Below are 23,243 nucleotides of genomic sequence, written 5' to 3'. Positions count from 1 at the left end.
CTTTCGCTGTCGCCTCCCGGTCGCGACTCACGTCGCTCCTACCCCAAAGCAGGGCCTTCTGTGGGAGCGGCGTAAGCCGCGATTTCGCGGTGGCCGGAGTCGCGCGATCGCGGCTGACGCCGCTCCCGCAGGAAGCGACGGCTCCCAGGCGGGATGGCCCGGACCCGGCGTTCCACCCGCGCCGCCGCAGCGTTGCCAGATCGCGCAAAGCGCCGGCGCGGCGGGCCGTTATAGTGCGCGCATGACCGACGTCTCCGATGCCGCCCTGCAACACCTCGCCGAACAGGTAGGCGAGGCCGCCCGCAGCCACCACCACATGCTGGTCACCGCCGAAAGCTGCACCGGCGGCTGGATCGCCAAGACCCTGACCGACATCGCCGGTTCCTCGGGCTGGTTCGAATGCGGCATGGCCGCCTACAGCTACGAAGCCAAGCAGTCGCTGCTGAGCGTGCGCCCGCAGACCCTGGAGCAGTTCGGCGCGGTCAGCCGCGAGACCGTGATCGAGATGGTGTCCGGCGCCCTGGCCAACACCGGCGCCACCCTGGCGGTCGCGGTCACCGGCATCGCCGGCCCCGGCGGCGGCACCGAGGACAAGCCGGTCGGCACGGTCTGGATCGCCTGGAAGCGCCGCGGCGGCTATCCCAAGGCCGAGGTCTTCCATTTCGCCGGCGACCGCGAGGCGGTGCGCCGCCAGACCGTGGCCGCGTCGCTGCAGGGCATGCTGGCGCTGGCGACCTGAGACCGCTGGAAGCCGCCGACACCCGGTTGCCCGCGGCCGCGTGGACGCGCGTGCGTCCGTACCGCGCTCAATCCAGATCGCGCTCCCACACCTGCCCGATCAGATCGTGGCCGAAGCTGTGGTGCGGGTATTGCTCGATCAATCGGAAACCGCGCGTTTCGTAGATCCGGCGCGCCGCGCTCAGCAGATCGTTGGTCCACAGGCGCATGCGCGCATAGCCGGCCGCGCGCGCGAATTCCAGACAGGTATCCACCAGGCGCTGGCCGACGCCCAGCCCGCGCGCGCGCGGATCGACCAGCAGGCAGCGCAGCTGCGCGGTGTCGGCCTGGTCCTGGTTGCGGACCACGAATACGCAGCCGACGCGTTCGCCGTCGAGCTCGGCGATCCAGCAGCGCTCCCGCAGCGGATCGTGCTCGCCGGCGAAGGCCGCGAATAGCTTGGCCACCAGGGCCTCGAACTCGCCGTTCCAGCCGTACTCGTCGGCGTACAGGCGGGCGTGGCGTTCGATCGCCCAGCCGATGTCGCCGATGCCATGCTCGCGGACCAGCACGCGCTGCGCGGCCGGCAGCGCCTGCGGCGACAGCGCGCGTTGGATCTCGCCGGTGGCCCGCAGCAGGCGCTCGCGCTGCAGCGGCGGCAGCGCCGCCAGCATGTCCGCGGTGGCCTGGTGGGAATTGCGATCGAGCAGGGCGAAGGTCTCGCGGCCCCGCGCCGACAAGGTGAGCACGAAGCTGCGCGCGTCCTGCTGCGAGCGCGTCTTTTCGATCAGCCCGACTTCGGCGAAGCCCTGCAGGATCCGGCTCAGGTAACCCGGGTCCAGGCCCAGCTCCTCGCCGATCGCGCGCGCGGCGACCGGTTCGCGCTGGGCCAGTTCGAACAGCACCCGCGCCTGGGTCAGGGTGTAGGGGCTGTCCAGCAGGTCTTCGCGCAGCACGTCGATCTGGCGCGTGTAAAAACGATTGAAGGCGCGGACGGCGTCGACTTGCGCGGTTTCGAGGTCGGTGGCCATGGCGGGTGCGCCGGGCAGGGGTGAATCTGTAATCTGACCAATATGTTTGACTCAGTCAAATAAAATCCGGATGAGCGGTCTTGCCCGAAGGGGTTGTTAGTAGTAATACTGCTAACCATGGACCTGACCGATACCCAGCAAGCCATGCTCGCGCTGATCGCGGAACGGATCGAAGCCGAGGGATTCCCGCCGTCGCAGACCGAGATCGCCAAGGCCTTCGGTTTCAAGGGCGTGCGGGCCGCGCAGTACCACCTGGAGGCGCTCGAGGCCGCTGGTGCGATCGAACGCACCCCGGGGCGCGCGCGCGGCATCCGCGTGCTGCAGCCGCCGCCGGCGCCGCAGGGCCGGCTGGCGCTGCTGGCGGCCAACGACGAGGCCCTGCGCCTGCCGGTGCTGGGCCAGGTCGCGGCCGGGCGGCCGATCGGCTCCGGCGCCCAGCTCGACGCCGACAACTACGTCCTGCTGGATCGCAACATGTTCTTCCCGTCGCCCGACTACCTGCTCAAGGTCAAGGGCGATTCGATGCGCGACGAGGGCATCTTCGACGGCGACCTGATCGGCGTGCACCGCACCGGCGACGCGCGCTCGGGCCAGATCGTGGTCGCGCGCATCGACGACGAGATCACGGTCAAGCTGCTGAAGATCGGCAAGGACCGCATCCGCCTGCTGCCGCGCAATCCCGATTACGCGCCGATCGAGGTCCAGCCCGATCAGGATTTCGCGATCGAGGGCTTGTATTGCGGCCTGGTCCGGCCCAACCGCTGAGCGCGCCGCGATGATCGCTTGCCTGCGTCGCAGCGCCACCCCCATTCGCAGCGTCGGGTTTCCCTGCCGCTGCGCGGGGAAAAATCCGACAGGCGCGCGGGCGGTCGCCCGGCTGCGCCGCCCGGGCCCGGCGAAATAAATTTGCATCGAAGGCGCGACGGTCTCAATCCATGCGATCCGCGTCCTCTACAGTCACTCCAACACGACACCGACTCTTTAAGGACACCACGATGGACGAGAACAAGAAGCGCGCCCTGTCGGCCGCCCTGGGCCAGATCGAGAAGCAGTTCGGCAAGGGCTCGGTGATGCGCATGGGCGACCGCGCGGTCGAAGTGGCCGAGGTCATCGGCACCGGCTCGCTGATGCTCGACATCGCGCTGGGCATCGGCGGCCTGCCCAAGGGCCGCGTGGTCGAGATCTACGGTCCGGAGTCCTCGGGCAAGACCACCCTGACCCTGCAGGCCATCGCCGAGTGCCAGAAGAAGGGCGGCACCGCCGCCTTCATCGACGCCGAGCATGCGCTGGATCCGATCTACGCCGCCAAGCTCGGCGTCAACGTCGACGACCTGCTGCTGTCGCAGCCCGACACCGGCGAGCAGGCGCTGGAAATCGCCGACATGCTGGTGCGCTCGGCGGCGGTGGACATCGTGGTGATCGACTCGGTCGCGGCACTGACCCCCAAGGCCGAAATCGAAGGCGAGATGGGCGACCAGCTGCCGGGCCTGCAGGCGCGTCTGATGAGCCAGGCCCTGCGCAAGCTGACCGGCAACATCAAGCGCTCGGGCACCCTGGTGGTGTTCATCAACCAGCTGCGCATGAAGATCGGCGTGATGATGCCCGGCCAGAGCCCGGAAACCACCACCGGCGGCAACGCGCTCAAGTTCTACGCCTCGATCCGCCTGGACATCCGCCGCATCGGCGCGATCAAGAAGGGCGACGAGATCATCGGCAACCAGACCAAGATCAAGGTGGTCAAGAACAAGCTGGCGCCCCCGTTCAAGCAGGTCGTCACCGAGATCCTCTACGGCGAAGGCATCTCGCGCGAGGGCGAACTGATCGACATGGGCGTGGAAGCCAAGCTGGTCGAGAAGTCCGGCGCCTGGTACAGCTGCGGCGACGAGCGCATCGGCCAGGGCAAGGAAAACGCCCGCCAGTACCTCAAGGAGAACCCCGAGGTCGCCAACCGCCTTGAGACCGCCCTGCGCGAGAAGTTCGTCCCGACCGACGTCAAGCGCGACGAAGTCGACGCCGAAGGCCTGGACGACTGAGGCGGCGGCTGCCGGCGGTCGACGCCGGCAGCCTAGGCTTGGGCCCGATCGGATATGCACGAAGACGAGCCGCTGCACGATCAGGAGCGCAATTCCGGCTCCGCCGATGACGACCGCCCCGAGGGCGGCCGCGCCGGACGTCGCCGCGGCGGCCGCGAGCAGAGCGCGACCCAACGCGCCCTGGGTCTGCTGACCCGGCGCGAGCACTCCAGGAAGGAGCTGCAACGCAAACTCACCTCGCGCGGCATGGACGCCGCCGAGGTCGAGACCGCCATCGAGGCCCTGTCCGGCCTGGGCTGGCAGAACGACGCCCGCTTCGCCGAAAGCCTGGTCCGCAGCCGCGCCGGCAGCGGCTACGGCCCGATCCGGGTGCGCGCCGAGCTGGCCACCCACGGCTTGGACAGCGAGGCCATCGCCCGTGCGCTGGACAGTTACGAGGGCGACTGGCTGGAGAACGCCCGCGACCTGGTCAGGCGCCGCTTCGGCGGGCCGTCCGGCGAGGCTCCAGGCGAGGATCTGGCCCTGCGCCGCAAGGCCGCCGACTTCCTGATACGCCGGGGGTTCGACGGCGAACGGGTGCGAAAAGCGACTCGTTTCGATCCGGACGACTGAACGCCGGCCGAAAACGCTTGCGGACCCCGCGCAACCGGGCCCGGAGCCTGTTAGGCTACGCGGCTTTCGGGTTTTGGGTTGCCTGTTCCAGTCGACGCCCCCATCGTGAGGGCAGAGGCCCTGGACCGCCAGTCCGGCCCGGTCCTATCGAGTTCGCGCGTCAGGCATGAAAACCACCAACGAAATCCGTAGCGATTTCCTCGAGTTCTTCCGTAGCAAGGGTCACACCATCGTTCCGTCTGCGCCCCTGGTGCCGGCCAACGACCCGACCTTGCTGTTCACCAACTCGGGCATGGTCCAGTTCAAGAACGTGTTTCTCGGCAGCGAGAAGCTCGGCTACGTGCGCGCGGCCGACGTTCAGCGCTGCCTGCGCGCCGGCGGCAAGCACAACGACCTCGACCAGGTCGGCTACACCGCGCGCCATCACACCTTCTTCGAAATGCTGGGCAACTGGTCGTTCGGCGACTACTTCAAGGAAGACGCGATCGCCTGGGCCTGGGAGCTGCTGACCGGCGTGTGGGGCCTGGCGCCCGAGCGCCTGCTGGTCACGGTCTACCACACCGACGACGAAGCCTTCGATATCTGGAACAAGAAGATCGGCGTGCCGGCCGATCGCATCGTGCGCATCGGCGACAACAAGGGCGCACCCTACGCTTCGGACAATTTCTGGCAGATGGCCGACACCGGCCCCTGCGGTCCCTGCACCGAGATCTTCTACGACCACGGCGAGCACATCGCCGGCGGCCCGCCGGGTTCGCCCGACGAGGACGGCGATCGCTACATCGAGATCTGGAACCTGGTGTTCATGCAGTTCGACCGCCAGCCCGACGGCAGCCTGGTGCCGCTGCCGGCGCCCTGCGTCGACACCGGCATGGGCCTGGAGCGTCTGGCCGCGGTGCTGCAGCACGCGCACAGCAACTACGAAATCGATCTGTTCCGCCGCCTGATCCAGGCCGCCGCGGAATTCACCTCCACCGCCGATCTCGACAACAAGTCGCTGCGGGTGATCGCCGATCACATCCGCGCCTGTTCGTTCCTGATCGTCGACGGCGTGCTGCCCTCCAACGAAGGCCGCGGCTACGTCCTGCGCCGCATCATCCGTCGCGCCCTGCGCCACGGCTGGATGCTGGGCCAGAAGCAGCCCTTCTTCTACCGCATGGTCGCCGCCCTGGTCGAAGTGATGGGCGAGGCCTACCCGGAACTGCCGGCCAAGCGCGAGCTGGTCGAGCGCGCCCTGCAGGCCGAGGAAGAGCGCTTCGCCGAGACCCTGGACTCGGGCATGCGCATTTTCGACGAGGTCGCCGCGCGTTCCCAGGACGCGATCCCGGGCGCCGACGCCTTCCGCCTGTACGACACCTACGGCTTCCCGGTCGATCTGACCGCCGACATCGCGCGCGAGCGCGGCCTGTCGGTGGACATGGCCGGCTTCGACGCCGCCATGGAAGAACAAAAGCGCCGTGCGCGCGAGGCCGGCAAATTCGGCAACGCCACCACCATGCCGGCCGAGCTGGCCGCGCAGCTGGCGCCGACCCAGTTCCTGGGCTACGAGCGCCTGACCGAAGGCGGCCTGGAAGTCGTGGCCCTGCTCAAGGACGGCCGCCCGGTCGACCTGATCGAGGCCGGCGACGAGGCCGTGGTGATCCTCGACCGCACCCCGTTCTACGCCGAAAGCGGCGGCCAGGTCGGCGACGCCGGCGAGCTGGACGAGGCCGGCACCCGTTTCCTGGTCCGCGACACCCAGAAGTTCGCCGGCCAGTTCCACGGCCACCTCGGCCGCCTGAGCGCCGGCACCCTGCGCCGCGGCGACCGCGTGCTTGGCGCCGTCGACGCCCCGCGCCGCGCCGCCACCGTGCTCAACCATTCCGCCACCCACCTGCTGCACGCCGCGCTGCGCCAGGTGCTTGGCGACCACGTGGTGCAGAAGGGCTCGCTGGTGGCGCCCGACCGCCTGCGTTTCGACTTCGCCCACTTCCAGCCGCTCACCGACGCCGAACTGGCGCAGATCGAGCGCCGCGTCAATGCGGAAGTGCGCGGCAATCATGCCGCCGAGGTCCACCAGATGGGCATGCAGGAAGCCCTGGATTTCGGCGCCCTGGCGCTGTTCGGCGAGAAGTACGGCGACCGCGTGCGCGTGCTGCGCATGGGCGAGACCTCGACCGAGCTGTGCGGCGGTACCCACGTTTCGCGCACCGGCGACATCGGTCTGTTCAAGATCCTCGCCGAAGGCGGCGTCTCGGCCGGCGTGCGCCGGATCGAGGCGGTGACCGGGCAGGGCGCGCTGGACCACGTCACCGAGGAGGAGCAGCGCCTGGAAGAGGCCGCTCGCCTGCTCGGCGGCAACCCGTCGGACCTGTCCGACAAGCTGCGGTCGCTGTTGGACCGGCAGAAGAAACTCGAGCGCGAACTCGAAGCCATCAAGGCGAAGGCGGCCTCCGGGGCCACCTCCGACCTGGCCGCCTCGGCGGCCGAGATCCAGGGGGTCAAGGTGATCGCGACCCGCCTGGAAGGCTTCGACGCCAAGGCCCTGCGCGAGGCGGTCGACCGTCTCAAGCAGCAGCTGGGCGACGCGGTGATCCTGCTGGCGGGTGCCAGCGAGGGGAAGGCGGCTTTGGTCGCAGGAGTGAATGGAAGCGCGACCGGCAAGGTCAAGGCGGGGGAACTGCTCGCCCACGTTGCCGGTCAGATCAACGGCAAGGGCGGCGGCCGCGCCGACATGGCGCAGGGCGGCGGAGATGACGGTCCGGCCTTGTCTCAGGCCCTGGCAGGTGTCGCAGGCTGGGTCGAGAGTAGGTTAATCTGAACGGCGAACAGTGACTTCTATCGCTTGCGGCCGATTTTGGCCGCTGGCTAAGATGGTTCACGTTTGTGTACAAAACTGTAAGCGATTTCCGTGATGGTGCATGCGGAATGTCGCCAACGCCGGCAAACGAATTGCCGGCACGAGGAGGTTTTCCAATGCTGATCCTGACGCGTCGCGTCGGTGAGACCCTGATGATCGGCGACTCGGTGACCGTCACCGTGCTCGGCGTCAAGGGCAACCAGGTGCGTATCGGTATTACCGCACCGAAAGATGTCGCTGTGCATCGCGAAGAGATCTACCAGCGCATCCAGCGCGGCGAAGAACCGGCTGACGACTCCGGCAAAAACGCGGCAGGCTGATAAAAAGGTTTGCCGCGCGCGGGATGAGCCGTTATGCTTCCCGCCCGCAAACGCTGTACGTGTTTCCGCGGAGACTTGCCCGAGAGGCCGAAGGGGCTCCCCTGCTAAGGGAGTATGGGGTCAAAAGCTCCATCGAGGGTTCGAATCCCTCAGTCTCCGCCAGTTGTCACGAAGGCCGCCTTGGGGCGGCTTTTGTCTGCGGAAGGTTTCGTCGTTGGACGGTTTTGACGACGGAATCGGATGCAGAAAACGCATCGAAATGTTTGACGATTTAAAGCGGTTCCGTCATACTTCTTCGACTGCGCGCCCGTAGCTCAGCTGGATAGAGCACCAGGCTACGAACTTGGTGGTCGGGAGTTCGAATCTCTCCGGGCGCGCCACTTACAAGAAAGCAAAAGGCCGGCAAGCGATTGCCGGCCTTTTGTTTTTTCCGCGTGCGTCGCGGTGGATGGCGTGCATCCGAAGCCGGCAGCATCGCCGGCGTCTCGCAGCACCCGAATGCCCATGCCAGGGAGCAGGTGCGAGGTCCCGCAGCAGGACGTTCCCTGGCACGCCGCAGCGACTGTGTGCGTGCGCCTGCCGCCCCCTGTAGGAGCGGCGCGAGCCGCGACCGCGACACCTCGGCAACCGCGCAAATCACGGCTTGCGCCGCCCCGAATGAAGAGACGCTGGCTAAGCCGCGGAAGTCGCCTCAGTGGCTCGGCCATACGCCGATGCTCGGATCCCGCCCGCAGTGGGAGCAGCGAACCCGATCGCCGGGCAGGGTGGTTACGCTCGCCCTTGTCACCGCCCCCTGTGGGAGCGGCGCAAGCCGCAACCGCGACACCTCGGTGGCCGCGCAGAATCGCGGCTTATGACCGCGAGGATTCCCGGTGGGGCGCCGCTCCGCATGAAGCGCCGCGCACGAATCTTCGGCATCGCCCCGCGCGTATCGCCAAGCGCTAACGCCGCTCGATGAACCGCAAGCCCACGCCCGGCTCGGTGACGATGTACCGCGGCGCCGCGGCGTCGTCGCCCAGCTTGTGCCGCAGCTTGCCGACCAGGATGCGCAGGTAATGGGTGTCGTGCTGATGGGTGGGGCCCCACAGCTCGCGCAGCAACTGCGGCTGGGTGACCACGCGCCCGGCGTGCTGGACCAGCAGCGCGAGCAACGCGTACTCCTTGCGCGCCAGGGCGACGCTCTCGCCGTCCAGGCGCACCTCGCGCCGCGCCAGGTCGATGCGCAGGCGGCCGTCGTCGAACACCGGCAGCGCTTCGCCCTGGGTCGCGTGCGAGCGCAGCAGCGCGCGCACGCGCGCCATCAGCTCCTGCACGCCGAAAGGCTTGGTCACGTAGTCGTTGGCGCCGGCATCGAGGGCGGCCACCTTTTCGGCCTCGCCCGCGCGCACGGTCAGCAGGATCACCGGCACCGCCGACCACTGGCGCAGTTCGCGCAGCACCTCGTGGCCGTCGCGATCGGGCAGGCCCAGGTCCAGGATCACCAGATCGGCGCCGTGGGTGGCCAACGCCTCCAGCCCGCCCGCGCCGGTGTCGGCGGTTTCCACCGCATATCCCTGCGCGCGCAGGCTGATGTCGAGGAACTTGCGGATCTGCGGCTCGTCGTCGACCACCAGCACGCGTGCGGTCTGGGTGGCGACGCTGTTGGCGGCGGAGTCCTCGGTCATGCGGTATCGGGCGCGACGGGTTCGATGGGGGGCAGGGTAATGCGGATCGTGGTGCCGCGGCCATCCGCGCCGGGCAGGGCTTCGACGCTGCCGCCGTGCGCGCCGATCATGCCCTGGCAGATCGCCAGGCCCAGGCCGGTGCCCTGACGGCCGCGATCGCCACGCTCGACGCTGTAGAACATGTCGAAGATGCGCTTGCGCTCGTCCTCGGGGATGCCGGGCCCGCGGTCGCGTACGTCGATGCGCAATTGTCCGTCGACGCGACGCGCCTCGACCGTGACCGCCTCGCCCGGGGGCGAGAACTTGGCCGCGTTTTCCAGCACGTTGAACAGGGCCTGCTCGACCAGCGCCGGATGCACCCAGATCGGTCCCAGCGCGGGTTCCAGGCGCAGCTCGAAACGCGCGCCGGGCTCGTAGCGTTGCAAGCGCGTGACCGCCGACCCGATCAGTTCGTCGACGCCGATCCAGTCGCGATTGAGGGTGAGGCCGCCGTAGCCGAGCCGGGTCATGTCGAGCAGGTTCTGGATGTAGCGGTCCAGGCGTTCGCCTTCGATGCGCACGGTTTCCAGCAGGCTGTGGCGGTCCTCGCGGCTCATCGCCTCGGCGTAGTTGTCCAGGCTGCTGGCTGCGCCGATGATCGCCGCCAGCGGCGAGCGCAGGTCGTGCGACACCGACGACAGCAGCGCCGAGCGCAGGCGTTCGGTCTCGCCGCTCACGCGCGCGTTCTCCAGATCGGCGACCAGGCGCGTGCGCACCGCCGCCTGGGCGATGTCCTCGGCCATGGCTTCGGCCAGGCGCTGCTGTTCCGGCCCGAGCCGGCCCATGCCCTGCGGGAAGCGCAGGCCGATCACGCCGCCGTCGCCGCCGCTGGCCAGCGGCAGGAACCACCAGTCCGAGCCGGCCAGGGTGTCGGTGTAGCGCCCGGCCGGCTGGCGGTGACGCAGGCTCCAGTCGGCGGCCGCGCGGTCCTTGTCGGTCAGCTCGGGCAGATCGGCGCCGTGCGCGCTCGCATCGCCTACCCGCACGATCGCGTCCGCGCCCAGCGAGCGCCGCAGCGCGTCGCGCCCGGCCTGGGTCACCTGGCCCAGATCGGCGGCCGCGGCGAGCTGGCGCCCCAGGGTCTGCAGCGCGATCGCATGCGCGTTGGCCGCGCGCAACGCCAGCACCTGGGTGCGCAGTTTCGAGGCCAGGCGGCCGGCCACCAGGGCCGCGACCAGGAACAGCACCACCGTGGTCACGCCCTGGCTGGCGCCGATCAGCAGGGTGTAGCGCGGATCGATGAAGAAGAAGTTGTAGGCGAAGAAGCACAGCACCGCCGCGATCACCGCTGCGGTCATGCGCGTGCGCGCCGCCACCACCACCACCGCGACGATGAAGATCAGCGACAAATCGTCCAGGCCGATCCAGCGTTCGGCGATCCAGGCCAGCGCGGTCGCCATGGCCGCCGCGATCACCGCCAGGCCGGCGTCGGAGCGGGTCAGCAGGCCGCGCAGCGGGCGCAGCGCGCGGCGCGCCTTGGCGCGCGCTTCCGGCGTGCTGACGATGGTCAGCTCGTAATGGGCGCCGCGCTGGATCAGCTGCTGGGTGAGCGTGCGATTGAACATGCGCGCGAACGGGCGCTCGCGCGTGCGTCCGAGCACGATCGCGCTCACGCCGGCGCGCGCCGCGTGGTCGAGCAGGGCGTCGACGATGCTGGGGCCGTGCAGCACCACCGCGTCGCCGCCGAGCCGGCGCGCGAGCGCGAAGGCGCGGTCGAGTTCGAGTTGCTGGGCGTCCTGCGGCGCGGCGCCGGTCTGCACCGTCACCACGGTCCAGGGCGCGTCGCGGCGCTCGGCCAGGCGGCGCGCGATCCGCACCAGGTATTCGGATTGGCCGCGGCCGTCGATCGCAACCAGCACCCCGCGTCGCAGCGGCACGCCGGGCAGGCCGCGCGCGGTCTGGGCCTCGCGCAGGTCGCTGTCGACGCGGTCGGCCGCGGTCTGCATCGCCAGCTCGCGCAAGGCGGTGAGGTTGCTGGGCGAGAAGAAGGCCTGCAGCGCGTGCGCGGCCTGCTCGGGCACGTAGACCTTGCCCTGCTGCAACCGTTCTATCAGTTCGCGCGGCGGCAGATCGACCAGCACGATGTCGCGCAGGCGGTCGAACAGCGCATCGGGCACGGTCTCGTTGACGCGCACGCCGGTGATGCGGTGGACCACGTCGTTGAGGCTTTCCAGGTGCTGGATGTTGACCGTGCTGTAGACGTCGATGCCGGCGTCCAGCAGTTCGACCACGTCCTGCCAGCGCCGTTCGTGACGGCTGCCGGGCGCGTTGCGGTGCGCGAGCTCGTCGACCAGGGCCAGCTTGGGCCTGCGCGCGAGCAGGGCGTCTAGGTCCATTTCCTCGATCGTGCGGCCCTGGTAGTCGATGCGTTTGCGCGGCAGCAGCTCCAGGCCCTCGACCAGCGCGCCGGTTTCGGCGCGGCCGTGGGTCTCGACGATGCCGACCACCACCTCGCTGCCGCGGCGCTGCAGCTCGCGCGCGCGGCTGAGCATGGTGTAGGTCTTGCCCACGCCGGGCGCGGCGCCGAGGAAGATGGTCAGGCGGCCGGCGCCCTGGCGTTGGAGTTCGCCGATCAGGGCGTCGGCCTGAGCGCTGCGGGCGTCGGTCATGGGCGGCATTGTGCGCTTCGAATTATCGGTGGCGTAGTGAAGACGGCGACGGGGCGCGACGCCTTCCGCCGCGTCCTGCGCCGTCGGCGGTGCTAGCGTCGCGCGTCCAGGGCCAGATTGAGTTCCAGCACGTTGACGCGCGGCTCGCCGAGCAGGCCGAACTGACGCGGTTCGGTGTGCGCGACCACCATCGCATCGACATCGGCGGGGGCCAGGCCGCGCGCCTTGGCCACACGCGCGACCTGCACCTGCGCCGCGCGCGGCGACAGGTGCGGGTCCAGGCCGCCGCCGGATTGGGTGGTCAGTTCGGGCGGCACGTCGGCCAGCGCGATGCCGTCGCGCTCGGCGACCGCGAGCGCGGTCTCGGCGATGCGCTTGCGCAGGTCGGGATTGGTGCGGGCCAGGTTGCTGCCGGCCGCGGCCATGGGGTCGTAGTTGGCGGCCGAAGGGCGCGGTTGGAAGTAGCGCGCGTCGCCGAACGGCTGCGCGACCAGGCTCGAGCCGCGCGGCTTGCCGTCCAGCATCACCAGGCTGCCGGTGGCCTGCCAGGGGAACGCGAGCCGGCCCAATGTGGCGCCGACCAGCGAGTACAGCAGGCCGAAGCCGAGCAGGGCGACCAGGGCGAACAACAGCGGCGCGCGCACGCCGATGCGGTCGTCGATCGCGATGGCCTGAGGGGTGTGGGTAGCGGTGTTCATCGGAAATCCTAGGGAAGAGGTCGCGGCGTCAGGAGATCGCGGCCAGGGCCATGTCGATCAGCTTGATGCCCACGAACGGCAGCAGCACGCCGCCGACGCCGTAGATCAGCATGTTCCGGCGCAGCAGCACGACCGCGCTGGCGGGCTTGAAGCGCACGCCGGCCAGGGCCAGCGGAATCAGCGCGGGGATGATGATCGCGTTGAAGATCAGCGCGGCCAGCACCGCGTTGGTCGGGCTGGACAGGCGCATCACGTTCAAGGCCGCCATCTGCGGAATCGCCGCGGCGAATAGGGCCGGCAGGATCGCGAAGTACTTGGACACGTCGTTGGCCAAAGAGAACGTAGTCAGCGCGCCGCGCGTGATCAGCTGCTGCTTGCCGACTTCGACCACCGCCAGCAGCTTGGCCGGGTCCGAGTCCAGATCGACCATATTGCCGGCTTCCTTGGCGGCCTGGGTGCCCGAGTTCATGGCCAGGCCGACGTCGGCCTGGGCCAGCGCCGGGGCGTCGTTGGTGCCGTCGCCGACCATCGCGACCAGGCGGCCGCCGGCCTGCTCGGCGCGGATGCGCGCGAGCTTGTCCTCCGGCCGCGCCTCGGCGATGTAGTCGTCGACGCCGGCCTCGGCGGCGATCGCGGCGGCGGTCAGCGGGTTATCGCCGGTGATCATCACCGTGCGCACGCCCATCGCGCGCAAACGGGCGAAGCGTTCCTTGACGCCGTGCTTCACCACGTCCGACAGCTCGACCACGCCCAGGATGTGACGTCCTTCGGACACCACCAGCGGGGTGGCGCCGCCGCGCGCGACCTGTTCGATGCGCGCGGCCAGTTCCGGCACGACCTGGCCGCCCAGCGACTGCACGTACTGGCCGATCGCGTCGCCGGCGCCCTTGCGGATCGCGCGGCCGTCCTCCAGATCGACGCCGGACATGCGGGTCTGCGCGGTGAACTGCAGGTAGTGCGCGCGTTCGGGTTCGGCGACGGCGCTGTGCTGCTCGCGCGCCAGGCGCACGATCGATTTGCCTTCCGGGGTCGGGTCGGCCAGCGACGACAGCAGCGCCGCGTCGCGCAGCTGGCTGCGGTCGACGCCGGCCAGCGGATGGAAGGCGGTGGCCTGACGGTCGCCGTGGGTGATGGTGCCGGTCTTGTCCAGCAGCAGCACGTCGACGTCGCCGGCCACTTCCACCGCCTTGCCGGACTTGGCCAGCACGTTGGCCGACAGCGCGCGGTTCATGCCGGCGATGCCGATCGCCGGCAGCAGGCCGCCGATGGTGGTCGGGATCAGGCACACCAGCAGCGCGATCAGCAGCAGCGGATCGAGCTGTGCGCCGACGAAACCGGCCAGCAGCGGCAGGGTCGCGACCACGATCAGGAAGGTCAGCGTCATCGCCGCCAGCAGCATGGTCAGGGCGATCTCGTTCGGGGTCTTTTGACGGTTGGCGCCCTCGACCAGCGCGATCATGCGATCGAGGAAGCTGCCGCCCGGCTCGGCGCTGACCCGCACCACGATCTGGTCCGACAGCACCTTGGTGCCGCCGATCACGCCGGAGCGGTCGGTGCCGGCCTCGCGCAGCACCGGCGCGGATTCGCCGGTGACCGCCGACTCGTTGATGGTGGCCATGCCTTCGACGATCTCGCCGTCGGCCGGGATCAACTCGTTCTCCGACACGATCACCCGATCGCCGGGCTTGAGCTGGGTCGCCGCCACGCGCGTCTCCGCGCCGTTATCGTCGAGACGGCGTGCGACCAGGTCGCGGCGGGCGGCGCGCAAGGATGCGGCCTGGCCGCGGCCGCGCGCTTCGGCCACGGCCTCGGCGAAGTTCGCGAACAGCACGGTCACGAACAGGACCAGCGTGACCGCGATACCGAAGCCGAGGTGGCCCGGGGTGGTGAAAGTGATCAGCGCCGACAGGATGGTACCCAGCAGCACCACCGCCATCACCGGACTGCGCAGGGCCTGGCGCGGCGACAGCTTGCGGAAGGATTCGAGCAGGGCGATGCGCAAGGCCGCGCCGTCCAGGCCGGCGGCGGCATGGCGACGTTGGGTACCCAGATGTAGTTGTTCGCTCACGGTCATTACCTCAGAGAGCCGGCGACGGCGTGGTGGCGGTCGACACGGCGGCCAGCGACAGGTGATCGGCCACCGGGCCCAACACCAGCGCAGGCATGAATTGCAGGACGGTCAAGATCACGATCACCGCGATCAGGGTCAGGGCGAAGGTCGGCGTTTCGACGTGCAGAGTGCCGCTGCCTTCCGGCGCGACGCGCTTGCGCGCGAGCAGCCCGGCGACGGCCAGCGGCACGATCAGGGCCGGATAGCGGCCCAGCGCCAGCACCGCCGAACAGCTCAGGTTCCACCAGTAGGTCGCATCGCCCAGGCCCTCGAAACCGGAGCCGTTGTTGGCGAAGGCCGAGGTGTACTCGTAGAACACCTGGCTGATGCCGTGGAAGCCCGGATTGGAATTGCCGGTGATCGACGGCAGCGCCAGCGTCAGCGCGGTGAAGCCCAGCACCACCAGCGGCTGCAGCAGGATCAGCAGCGCCAGCAGGCGCACCTCGGGCGCTTCGATCTTGCGTCCGAACAGTTCTGGCGTGCGTCCGGTCATCAGGCCGGCCAGGAACACCGCCAGCAACAGATAGACCAGGAACTGCTGCAGACCGCAGCCGATACCGCCCCAGATCGCATTGACCAGCATGTTGACCAGGGCCATGCCGCCGGTCAGCGGCGCCAGCGAGTCGTGCATGGCGTTGACCGAACCGTTGCTGGTCTGGGTGGTGACCGCCGTCCACAGCGCCGAGGTGGTGGCGCCGAAGCGCACTTCCTTGCCTTCCATCAACGCGCTGTCGGCGCTGCTGGGCGAGTAGGCCTCCGACCACACCGTGGCGCCGGTGGAGACCGCCGACATCAGCAGCATGCTGCCGAACACCATGGCGGTGAGTCGGCGGCGACCGGTGAAGGGGCCGATCATGAACGTCACGGCGATCGGAATCAGGATGATCCCGAGGATTTCCAGCAGGTTGGAGAACGGCGTCGGATTCTCCAGCGGCACCGCGCTGTTGGGGCCGTACCAGCCGCCGCCGTTGGTGCCCAGTTGCTTGGCCGCGACCATGGGCGCGACCGGGCCCAGCGGAATCTTCTGCTGCTTCATCTCCACCGTGGCGTCGATCGGCTGCACGCTGGGGCCGGCGCTGAGCGTGGAGGGCACGCCTTGCGCGGTCAGCATCAGCGCCCACAGCAGGCACAGCGGCAGCATGAAGCGCAGGGTGGCGCGGGTCACGTCGACCCAGTAGTTGCCCAGATCGCGGGCCTCGCCTTCGGCGGGCAGGACGGCCTTGGCCGGCTGGCGCGCGCCGTACACGGGGCCGCTCATGGTTTCGTGTTGCGCGGATGCGTCGGCGCTCGCCTCGCAGGCCGCGCGCTGCGTATCCATCGCCTGACGGCCTCCGAACAGACCGCGCAGGGTGGCCACGACCATCGCCAGGCCCATCATCGGCGTCACCACCTGCAGGCCGACGATGCCGACCATCTGCGAGAGATAGCTCAGCTGCGCCTGGCCGGAGTAGTGCTGCTGGTTGGTGTTGGTCAGGAACGACACCATCGTGTGCAGCGCGGTGTCCCAACGCAGGTTGGGGATGTCGTCGGGGTTCAACGGCAGCCAGGCCTGGGTCATGAATTGCAGCCACACCAGCACGGCCAGCACCAGATTGCTCAGCACGAAGGCCTGGGCGTAGCCGCGCCAGCTCATGCCGCGCGCCGGATCGGTGCCCAGTGCGCGGTAGATCGCGCGCTCCACCGGCCCGAACGCGCGGTCCAGCTTCGAAGGCGCGCCGCGCATCACGCGAGCCAGGTACAGGCCCAAGGGCCAGCCCAGGGCGATCGCGAGCGCGAATACAAGAAGAATGTCGATCATCGTCGTCAACCAGACAGAAAGTGATCCGCGGCCCGCCCTCCAGGGCCGTCGCGGATGGCGTGCGGGCCCGCCATCGCGGGGCCTGCGTCATCGATATCGCCGCGTCGCCGTCCAGGCTCCGCGTGCCGTCCAGCGCGCTTAGAAATCTTCCGGGCGCAGGACGACGTAGAGCAGGTAGGCGCCGGCGACCAGCGCCGATACCGCGCAAACCAGAGCGAGCCAGGCAGGCATGATCGTGATTCCTTTAGAAGGACGCTTGCAGCGCCGCTTCGATGCGGTCGCCGGCAAAGTCGTCGCCGAAGATCTTCTTGGCGCTCGAATCGGTGACGTGCGCGGTCAGACGCAACTCCAGCGGCGCCTTGACCGCCCACACCGCGCTCAGCTGGCCGTGCGCGTAGCTGTCGTCGTAGACCTCGTCGAGGTAGTAGTAGCCGGCGGCGGCTTCGACACGGAAGGTGTCGTTGATCGGGAAGCGGGCGCCGAGCTGGGTGTAGACGCCGCTGTCGCGGCTGCCCAGGGCTTCGTTCGAATAGCCCAGCGACAGCCAATAGCGGTCGGCGTAGGTCAGGGTGCCGTTAAGCTCGGTCCAGTTGAGATCGACCGTGGTCGAGGGATAACGGTAGTGCAGGACGTTGACGTCCAAAGCCCAGTCGTTGGAGAGCTTGCCGGCCCAGCCGACGGTGAAGTCCAACTCGCTGCTGGCGTGGGTTTCGGGCGCGAACTCGACGTTCGAGCCCCACACCGAACCGTAGAAGCCGGAGTCGCCGGCGAACTTGAAACCGGCCTGGGCGGCGGGGTCGCCCTGGGTCTGGGTCGTGCCGCGCCAGACGTAGTCGGTGGTCAACGCGGCGTTGCCGGTAAGGGTGCTGGCTTCGGCGCGCGTGCCCAGCGCCATCAGGCCGATGCCGCCGCAGGCGGCGAAGATCAGGGGGATGGACGCCTCGCGCAGGCGCAGCGGTTGCATCGACATTTCGGGTTCCGAGTTGCGAATGAAGCCGGATCGGCCACATCGCCATTCTCGAAACCGGAGCCGTAAAACCTCCATTCCACCCGCGACGGCGGGCGTAAATTCAGCGTAAAACCCGCTTGCGCGCGGCGTGCGCGTAGCTGCCGTTCAGCGCGTCAGCAACGCCGCGATCGCGCCGGGGTGCTTCATCCAGGCGAAGTGGTCGGCGCGCGTGCCCAGCGTGCGGCCGTCCAGGGTCTCGACCTGCGCCTGCGTGCGCGGCAGTTTGGACAGCAGATAGCGCAGCGAGGATTCCGGCGCCAGCCAATCGCTGTCCAGCACCAAGGCGCGGGTTTCGATCTCGACCTCGGCCATCGCTGCTTCCAGATCGAGATCGACGCCGGCCGCGGCGTAGCGCCCGCTGAGCGCGCTGCGCGACCAATCTCGGATCAATCCGCGCGCCTCGTCGCCGCCGAAACCGACCGTGCGGCCGGGCAGGGCACCGCGACGGTCGGCGAGCCAGGACAGGAAGCGATAGGCGAACGGCAGCCACCAGCGCGTGCGCGGCGGAAACGCGCGCCAGTACGGCGCGCCGCTGGCGACCAGCCACAGGCGCGCGGGGCGCTCGGGCGCGCGCTCGCGCGCGAGCAGGCCCAGCCGACAGCAGGCGAGTTGCCCGCCCAGGCTGTGGCCGCCGAGGATGCGCGGCAAGCCCGGCAGTTGCGCGGCCACCGCCGCTTCGCTGATTGGCAGATCCTGCAGCAGCAGTTCGCGATAGCCCCAGTCGTGGGTGCGGTCGGCGCGCAGGTTGCTGCCGCCGTTGCCGCGCCATTCGTGCACGAACACGGCGATGCCGCGCGCGGCCAGGGCTTCGGCCAAGGGCAGATAGTGTTTGGCGGCCACGCCCAGCGCCGGCAGCCACAGCAGGCTGGCCTGCGGCGCGCGCGGCAGGCGCGCGAGCAACTGCCAGCGATGGCCGTCCTGGGCGTGCTGCGGCAGTTCCAAGGTTTCGATCGGATCAGTCATGCGCGGCGGCGCCGTAGTGGTCGAGCACCACGATATCGCTGCGGCCCGGCCGGTAGCCGCCGCGCAATGCGGCGTGCACGTAGTCGGCGGCGGCGTCGCAGGCCGTGCGCAGGTCGCGGCCCAGGGCCAGCTGCGCCGCCACGGCGGAGGCCAGGGTGCAACCGGTGCCGTGCGCTTCCAGTCGCAGGCGCGGATGCGCGATCGCGTGCAGACCGCCTTCGTCGCCGAGGTAGTCGACCACGTCGCCGTCTCCGGCGAGGTGACCGCCCTTGAGCAGCACCGCGTTGGCGCCCAGCGCGCGCAGCGCGGCGATCGCCTCGCGCATCGCGGCCTGGTCCGGGATCGTTGCGCCCAGCAGCAGTTCGGCCTCGGGCAGGTTGGGAGTGATCACGGTCGCCAGCGGCAGCAGCCGCGTGCGCAGCGCGGTCAGCGCCTCGGGTTCGAGCAGGCGCGCGCCCGAGGTCGCGACCATGACCGGGTCCAGCACCACCCGCGGCGGCCGATAACGCTCCAGCGCCACGGCCACGGTTTCGATGACCGCGGCGTTGGCGAGCATGCCCAGCTTGACCGCGCCGATCTCGAAGTCCTCGAAGCAGGCGTCGATCTGGGCGCGCAGGAAGCCCAGGTCCGGCACGTGCACCGCGCTCACCCCGCGGGTGTGCTGGGCGGTCAGTGCGGCGATCGCGCTGAGCCCATGCACCCGATGGGCGGCGAAGGTCTTGAGGTCGGCCTGGATGCCGGCGCCGCCGCCGGAATCGGACCCGGCGATGGTGAGGGCGGAAATCGGAGCTGGGGTCATCTAAGGGCTGGGCGCGGCGCGGGGAAGGGTCCGGAGACGATATCGCATCGACCGGCCGCGCAGCGGGGCCGTAGTTCGCGCAAAACCGGGATTTGCGGACACCGGCCGTCGGCCGCCGCGACCGGGATTAATGCGGTGTTTTCGCTTCCGATATTTATGAGGTCGGCGTGGTGGTTTATACCCAGAGCGCGATTTTAGTAATTGCGCGAAACCAGCGAAATAAGTCCGACGATTTGCTTTCTGATCTGGAAAGGTATTTTCCTCAGGGCATCCAAACACTCCGATTCAATATCGTCCTGAGCGTAATCGTCGGTGCGCATGGCCGGCGTCCAGGCGTCCTCGCCGGGCTTGACCGGGCCGCGCCCGGTGCCCAGCCATTCCAGGCAAACCCCGGTGGCCAAGGCTATCGCGATCAAATGATGCATCGAGGGGTGGCTACCGTCCTTGCGCTCCCACTGGGCGACCGCGCTGCGTTGCACACCGACCATGTTGGCCAGGGCGAGCTGGGAAATCCGGGACAAAGTACGGGCGCGCCGTATGCGCTCCGGTAGAGCAGCCATGGGTGATCTCCCCTAAGACTGTCCGGGATCATGCCTCAGTATTTCGCTAACGCGATAGCGCTACGAGGCACGATTGGTGTGGATTGAGTAACGCGTCACACGTGGGGCCGCGTATTGACGGGATATGCCCTAATTCGTCACCCGCGCAGCTATTCACGTTAGTGAAATCAGACGTTGCAGCATTATCAGGCCGCGGATAAGCATTATCGCCACCGATGCATGCGCCCGCATTCGGTGTTTCTGGTGATTATTTCCTGCTGGTCAAACGCAATCTGGCGCCCTCTCAAAATTACGGATACGGGGGTTATATGCGTACGAAAGGCAAAATACTGATCGCCCTGCTGGCTGTGGTACTGCCGGCGGCGGCCGTGGGTGTCGGTTTGTTCGGCACCAACACGACCGGTTTGGCGCCAGAAGGAATGCGGGGAGAGCTGGCCCAGGACATCGTGGCGCGATGGTCCCCTTATGTGGAACGCAGTTACGGGGCGGCCGGGGCCGGCTGGGGTGAGCGGATGGAGGGCACGCTGCAATCGGCCGACATCAGCAACCTGGAGCTTGCCGCCAGCGCGACTAGCTTCGAACAGATGAATGCGGCGCTCCTCGGCGCGGGCGGCGGCGCCGGCACGGCGACCGCCAACGGCGCTCCCAACGTGCAGCCCATGAGCCTGGGGTCGCCGGGCAGTGATCTGGTTTTCACGCCAATCAACCCCTGCCGCATCGTCGACAGTCGCGTCGTCGGCGGACCGATCGCGGCCAACGCTACGCGCAGCTTCAAGGGCTACACCGCCACCGATTTCACCTCGCAAGGCGGCGCTCCCTCCAACTGCAATCTGCCGCAGAACGCTTCCGCGCTGGTGTTGAAGGTCGCCGCGGTCAACCCCACCCACAACGGCTACTTCACCGCGTTCCCGTTCGATGAGGCCAAGCCGCTCGCGGCCTCGCTGAACTACACGGCGAACATGGTCCTGTCGGACGAATCGACCGTCCGCCTGTGCCGTCCGGCTTGCCCAAGCGAGTTCAATGTCTACAGCTTCGCGCAGTCCGAGATCGTGATCGACGTGACCGGCTACTTCATCGAGCCCGAAGCCACCGCGCTCGACTGCACCATCGCCCAGGAAAGCGGAAGCCTGGCCCTGCTCAGCGGCCTGCAGACCAAGGACGTCCAGTGCCCGGCGGGCTACACCGCCACCGGCGGCGGCTGCGGCGGCGTGCTCGGCATCGGCGTGAGCAACTCCCAGCCGTTGGTGATCAGCGGCCAGCCGGTGGGTTGGCAGTGCGATCTGGTCGGTTCATTGCTGAGCGTGCTCGGCTATCAAGTCAACGCGACCTGCTGTCGCGTGCCCGGACGCTGACGGAACGAGCGAGCGCAAGGATGCGAGTATCGGGAAGCCGGCCGCGAGGCCGGCTTCCTTTTTGCGAGCGGCTTACAGCACTTCCGAGGCGTAGTCCGCCAGGCGCGAACGCTCGCCGCGGCGCAGGGTCACGTGCGCGCTGTGCGCCCAGCCCTTGAAGCGGTCGACCGCGTAGGTCAGGCCGGAGGTGGTCTCGGTGAGGTAGGGCGTGTCGATCTGCTCGACATTGCCCAGGCAGACGATCTTGGTGCCGGGGCCGGCGCGCGTGATCAGGGTCTTCATCTGCTTGGGCGTGAGGTTCTGGGCCTCGTCCAGGATCAGCCAGCGGCTGAGGAAGGTGCGCCCGCGCATGAAGTTCATCGAGCGGATCTTGATGCGCGAGGCGAGCAGATCGTTGGTGGCCGCGCGCCCCCAGGCGCCGCCTTCCTGGTTGTGGGTCAGCACTTCCAGGTTGTCGGTCAGCGCGCCCATCCACGGCGTCATCTTTTCCTCTTCGGTGCCGGGCAGGAAGCCGATGTCCTCGCCCACGCTGACCGTGGCGCGGGTCATGATGATTTCGCGGTAGCGCTGCTGGTCCATGGTCTGGGCCAGGCCCGCGGCCAGCGCCAGCAGGGTCTTGCCGGTGCCGGCGGTGCCGAGCAGGGTGACGAAGTCGATCTCGGGATCCATCAGCGCGTTGAGCGCGAAGTTCTGCTCGCGGTTGCGCGCGATGATGCCCCACACCGCATGCTGGTTGTGGCGGTAATCGTCGACGATCTGCAGGGTCACGCGGTCTTCGCCGACCTTACTGACCTTGAGCTCGGACTCCTCGTCGCCGGGCAGGAACAGGAACTGGTTCGGATACCAGTCGTCGTCCGGGGTGCGCGCGATCTCGTAGTAGGTGCGGCCCTTTTCGGTCCAGGACTTGAGGTCCTTGCCGTGGCGCTGCCAGAAGTCCTCCGGCAGCGCGGTGGCGCCGGTGTAGAGCAGGCTGAAATCGTCCAGCGCGCGGTCGTTCTCGTAATCCTCCGACGCGATCCCGGCGATCGCCGCCTTGATCCGCAGGTTGATGTCCTTGGACACGAACACCACCGGCACGCCGGGCTCGCTCTCCTTGAGGGCGAGGATGGCGCCGAGGATGTGGTTGTCCGGGATCACCGCGCCGAAGCGCTTGCCGCTGTCGAAGGAGTCGGTCTGGAAGCGCAGCTTGCCGATGCTCTCCTGGCCGCGCAGTTGCAGGCCCTGCGGGCGCTTGAGGGTGATGCCGACGGCGATCTTGTCGGTGCCCTCGACTTCGATCAGCTCGTTGAGGAAGCGGCTGACCTGGCGCGCGTTGCGACTGGCTTCGGAGGTGCCTTTCTTGCCGTTGTCGAGCTCTTCGATGACCTGCATCGGCAGGTACACGTCGTGTTCCTGAAACTTGAACAGCGCGGTCGGGTCGTGCATCAGCACGTTGGTGTCGAGAACGTAGATGCGCTTGCTTCGGGTCATTCCGATGCCTCATGGCAGGTGGGTACGGCGCGGTGCGGATACGACGGTTGGAACGCGGTGGCGCTGGCATGCGCGCAAGGCAGCGCCGCCGTGGCCCGCGGGGCGGGACGGCGGATAACGGAGAACAGGGGGGCGGTCACTGGGTCTGTGCAGCCTTTAGTGCGTCCAGGACGGCCTGGGCATGGCCGGAGACTTTCACCGGGCGCCATGACTGGGCGATGACGCCCTTGGGGTCGATCAGGAAGGTGCTGCGCTCGATGCCGATGTACTTGCGGCCGTACAGGCTCTTCTCCTTGATCACGCCGAAGGCCTGGCACAGGGCCTCGTCCTTGTCGCTGATCAGATCGAACTTGAAGCCCTGCTTGGCGCAGAAGTTCTGGTGCGACTTGAGCGAGTCGCGCGACACCCCCAGCACGGTCGCGCCCAGCTTCTTGAACTTGGGCAGCAGGGCGTTGAAATCCAGGCCTTCGGTGGTGCAGCCCGGCGTGCTGTCCTTGGGATAGAAGTACAGCACCAGCCAGTGGCCGGCGTAGTCCTTCAGCTGCGCGGTCTCGCCGCTGGACAGCACCAGGGGCAGGGAGGAAACGGTCTTGTCGAGGCGGTTGCCGGTGTCGAGCATG

At 68.6% G+C, this 23,243-nt stretch carries 20 protein-coding genes and 2 tRNA genes; 9 read left to right on the top strand and 13 right to left on the bottom strand.

The annotated features are described in order from the left end of the window. The first annotated feature begins 241 nt into the window (after window positions 1–241). Window positions 242–739 carry a CinA family protein gene (locus BMZ45_RS14265; protein ID WP_091637176.1) on the top strand — a complete coding sequence of 166 codons (498 nt, stop codon included), beginning with the start codon at window positions 242–244 and terminating at the stop codon, window positions 737–739. Between the two features lie 67 nt (window positions 740–806). Here BMZ45_RS14265 and BMZ45_RS14260 read toward each other — a convergent pair whose 3' ends face one another. After that, window positions 807–1,748 (bottom strand): bifunctional helix-turn-helix transcriptional regulator/GNAT family N-acetyltransferase, encoded by a 942-nt coding sequence (locus BMZ45_RS14260; protein WP_091637175.1) that lies wholly within the window; start codon window positions 1,746–1,748, stop codon window positions 807–809. A 117-nt stretch (window positions 1,749–1,865) separates the two neighbouring features. On the opposite strand from BMZ45_RS14260, the gene lexA reads away from it, so the two are divergent. The 7 genes from lexA to BMZ45_RS14225 all read left to right on the top strand — a co-directional run bounded on the left by lexA (window position 1,866) and on the right by BMZ45_RS14225 (window position 7,932). After that, complete coding sequence (gene lexA / locus BMZ45_RS14255; protein ID WP_091637174.1) at window positions 1,866–2,513, top strand: transcriptional repressor LexA; 648 nt, start codon at window positions 1,866–1,868, stop codon at window positions 2,511–2,513. A gap of 230 nt (window positions 2,514–2,743) precedes the next feature. Beyond that, window positions 2,744–3,781 (top strand): recombinase RecA, encoded by a 1,038-nt coding sequence (gene recA / locus BMZ45_RS14250; protein ID WP_091637173.1) that lies wholly within the window; start codon window positions 2,744–2,746, stop codon window positions 3,779–3,781. Window positions 3,782–3,835: 54 nt separating this feature from the next. Next, entirely contained in the window at window positions 3,836–4,393 is a 558-nt protein-coding gene (gene recX / locus BMZ45_RS14245) for a recombination regulator RecX (protein ID WP_091637172.1), read from the top strand. Window positions 4,394–4,559: 166 nt separating this feature from the next. Then, window positions 4,560–7,193, top strand: a complete 2,634-nt coding sequence (gene alaS / locus BMZ45_RS14240; protein WP_091637171.1) for an alanine--tRNA ligase — start codon at window positions 4,560–4,562, stop codon at window positions 7,191–7,193. A 155-nt stretch (window positions 7,194–7,348) separates the two neighbouring features. Then, complete coding sequence (gene csrA / locus BMZ45_RS14235; RefSeq protein ID WP_055899964.1) at window positions 7,349–7,552, top strand: carbon storage regulator CsrA; 204 nt, start codon at window positions 7,349–7,351, stop codon at window positions 7,550–7,552. A gap of 69 nt (window positions 7,553–7,621) precedes the next feature. Continuing rightward, a tRNA-Ser gene (locus BMZ45_RS14230) sits at window positions 7,622–7,714 on the top strand. Between the two features lie 141 nt (window positions 7,715–7,855). Further along, window positions 7,856–7,932, top strand: a tRNA-Arg gene (locus BMZ45_RS14225). A 561-nt stretch (window positions 7,933–8,493) separates the two neighbouring features. Here the strand turns inward: BMZ45_RS14225 and BMZ45_RS14220 are convergent. The 10 genes from BMZ45_RS14220 to BMZ45_RS14175 form a co-directional block, all read right to left on the bottom strand. Further along, window positions 8,494–9,216: a response regulator gene (locus BMZ45_RS14220; RefSeq protein WP_091637170.1), complete on the bottom strand. Its 723-nt coding sequence runs from the start codon at window positions 9,214–9,216 to the stop codon at window positions 8,494–8,496. Beyond that, the gene (locus BMZ45_RS14215) at window positions 9,213–11,864 is read right to left on the bottom strand and encodes a sensor histidine kinase (RefSeq protein ID WP_091637169.1); all 2,652 of its coding nucleotides are present in this window, start codon (window positions 11,862–11,864) and stop codon (window positions 9,213–9,215) included. The genes BMZ45_RS14220 and BMZ45_RS14215 overlap by 4 nt, the downstream gene beginning before the upstream one ends. Window positions 11,865–11,956: 92 nt before the next feature. Next, a complete protein-coding gene (gene kdpC, locus BMZ45_RS14210; protein ID WP_091637168.1) occupies window positions 11,957–12,562 on the bottom strand; it encodes a potassium-transporting ATPase subunit KdpC in 606 nt (201 codons plus the stop codon). A 28-nt stretch (window positions 12,563–12,590) separates the two neighbouring features. Beyond that, entirely contained in the window at window positions 12,591–14,612 is a 2,022-nt protein-coding gene (kdpB, locus tag BMZ45_RS14205; protein WP_254776657.1) for a potassium-transporting ATPase subunit KdpB, read from the bottom strand. 28 nt (window positions 14,613–14,640) lie between these two features. Beyond that, window positions 14,641–16,470 carry a potassium-transporting ATPase subunit KdpA gene (kdpA, locus tag BMZ45_RS14200; RefSeq protein WP_091637166.1) on the bottom strand — a complete coding sequence of 610 codons (1,830 nt, stop codon included), beginning with the start codon at window positions 16,468–16,470 and terminating at the stop codon, window positions 14,641–14,643. Window positions 16,471–16,608: 138 nt separating this feature from the next. After that, window positions 16,609–16,701, bottom strand: coding sequence for a potassium-transporting ATPase subunit F (locus BMZ45_RS14195; RefSeq protein ID WP_056175663.1), 93 nt, complete (start codon window positions 16,699–16,701; stop codon window positions 16,609–16,611). A gap of 13 nt (window positions 16,702–16,714) precedes the next feature. Next, window positions 16,715–17,440, bottom strand: coding sequence for a TorF family putative porin (locus BMZ45_RS14190; protein WP_254776649.1), 726 nt, complete (start codon window positions 17,438–17,440; stop codon window positions 16,715–16,717). 144 nt (window positions 17,441–17,584) lie between these two features. Further along, window positions 17,585–18,442, bottom strand: a complete 858-nt coding sequence (locus tag BMZ45_RS14185) for an alpha/beta hydrolase family protein (RefSeq protein WP_091637165.1) — start codon at window positions 18,440–18,442, stop codon at window positions 17,585–17,587. Beyond that, entirely contained in the window at window positions 18,435–19,241 is an 807-nt protein-coding gene (gene thiD / locus BMZ45_RS14180) for a bifunctional hydroxymethylpyrimidine kinase/phosphomethylpyrimidine kinase (RefSeq protein ID WP_091637164.1), read from the bottom strand. The genes BMZ45_RS14185 and thiD overlap by 8 nt, the downstream gene beginning before the upstream one ends. A 194-nt stretch (window positions 19,242–19,435) precedes the next feature. Continuing rightward, window positions 19,436–19,801, bottom strand: coding sequence for a helix-turn-helix domain-containing protein (locus tag BMZ45_RS14175; protein WP_091637163.1), 366 nt, complete (start codon window positions 19,799–19,801; stop codon window positions 19,436–19,438). Window positions 19,802–20,016: 215 nt separating this feature from the next. On the opposite strand from BMZ45_RS14175, the gene BMZ45_RS14170 reads away from it, so the two are divergent. Continuing rightward, the gene (locus BMZ45_RS14170; protein WP_139215517.1) at window positions 20,017–21,153 is read left to right on the top strand and encodes a hypothetical protein; all 1,137 of its coding nucleotides are present in this window, start codon (window positions 20,017–20,019) and stop codon (window positions 21,151–21,153) included. Between the two features lie 72 nt (window positions 21,154–21,225). Here the strand turns inward: BMZ45_RS14170 and BMZ45_RS14165 are convergent, their stop codons facing one another. Then, window positions 21,226–22,623, bottom strand: coding sequence for a PhoH family protein (locus tag BMZ45_RS14165; RefSeq protein WP_091637161.1), 1,398 nt, complete (start codon window positions 22,621–22,623; stop codon window positions 21,226–21,228). 136 nt (window positions 22,624–22,759) lie between these two features. Continuing rightward, window positions 22,760–23,242: a peroxiredoxin gene (locus tag BMZ45_RS14160; RefSeq protein WP_056175642.1), complete on the bottom strand. Its 483-nt coding sequence runs from the start codon at window positions 23,240–23,242 to the stop codon at window positions 22,760–22,762. Between the last annotated feature and the right edge of the window lies 1 nt (window position 23,243).

It is taken from the genome of Lysobacter sp. cf310 (genome assembly GCF_900114355.1).
Lineage (GTDB): Bacteria > Pseudomonadota > Gammaproteobacteria > Xanthomonadales > Xanthomonadaceae > Lysobacter.
The sequence above is the reverse complement of the archived record's forward strand: the minus strand, read 5'-3'. Positions and strand labels throughout refer to the sequence as shown.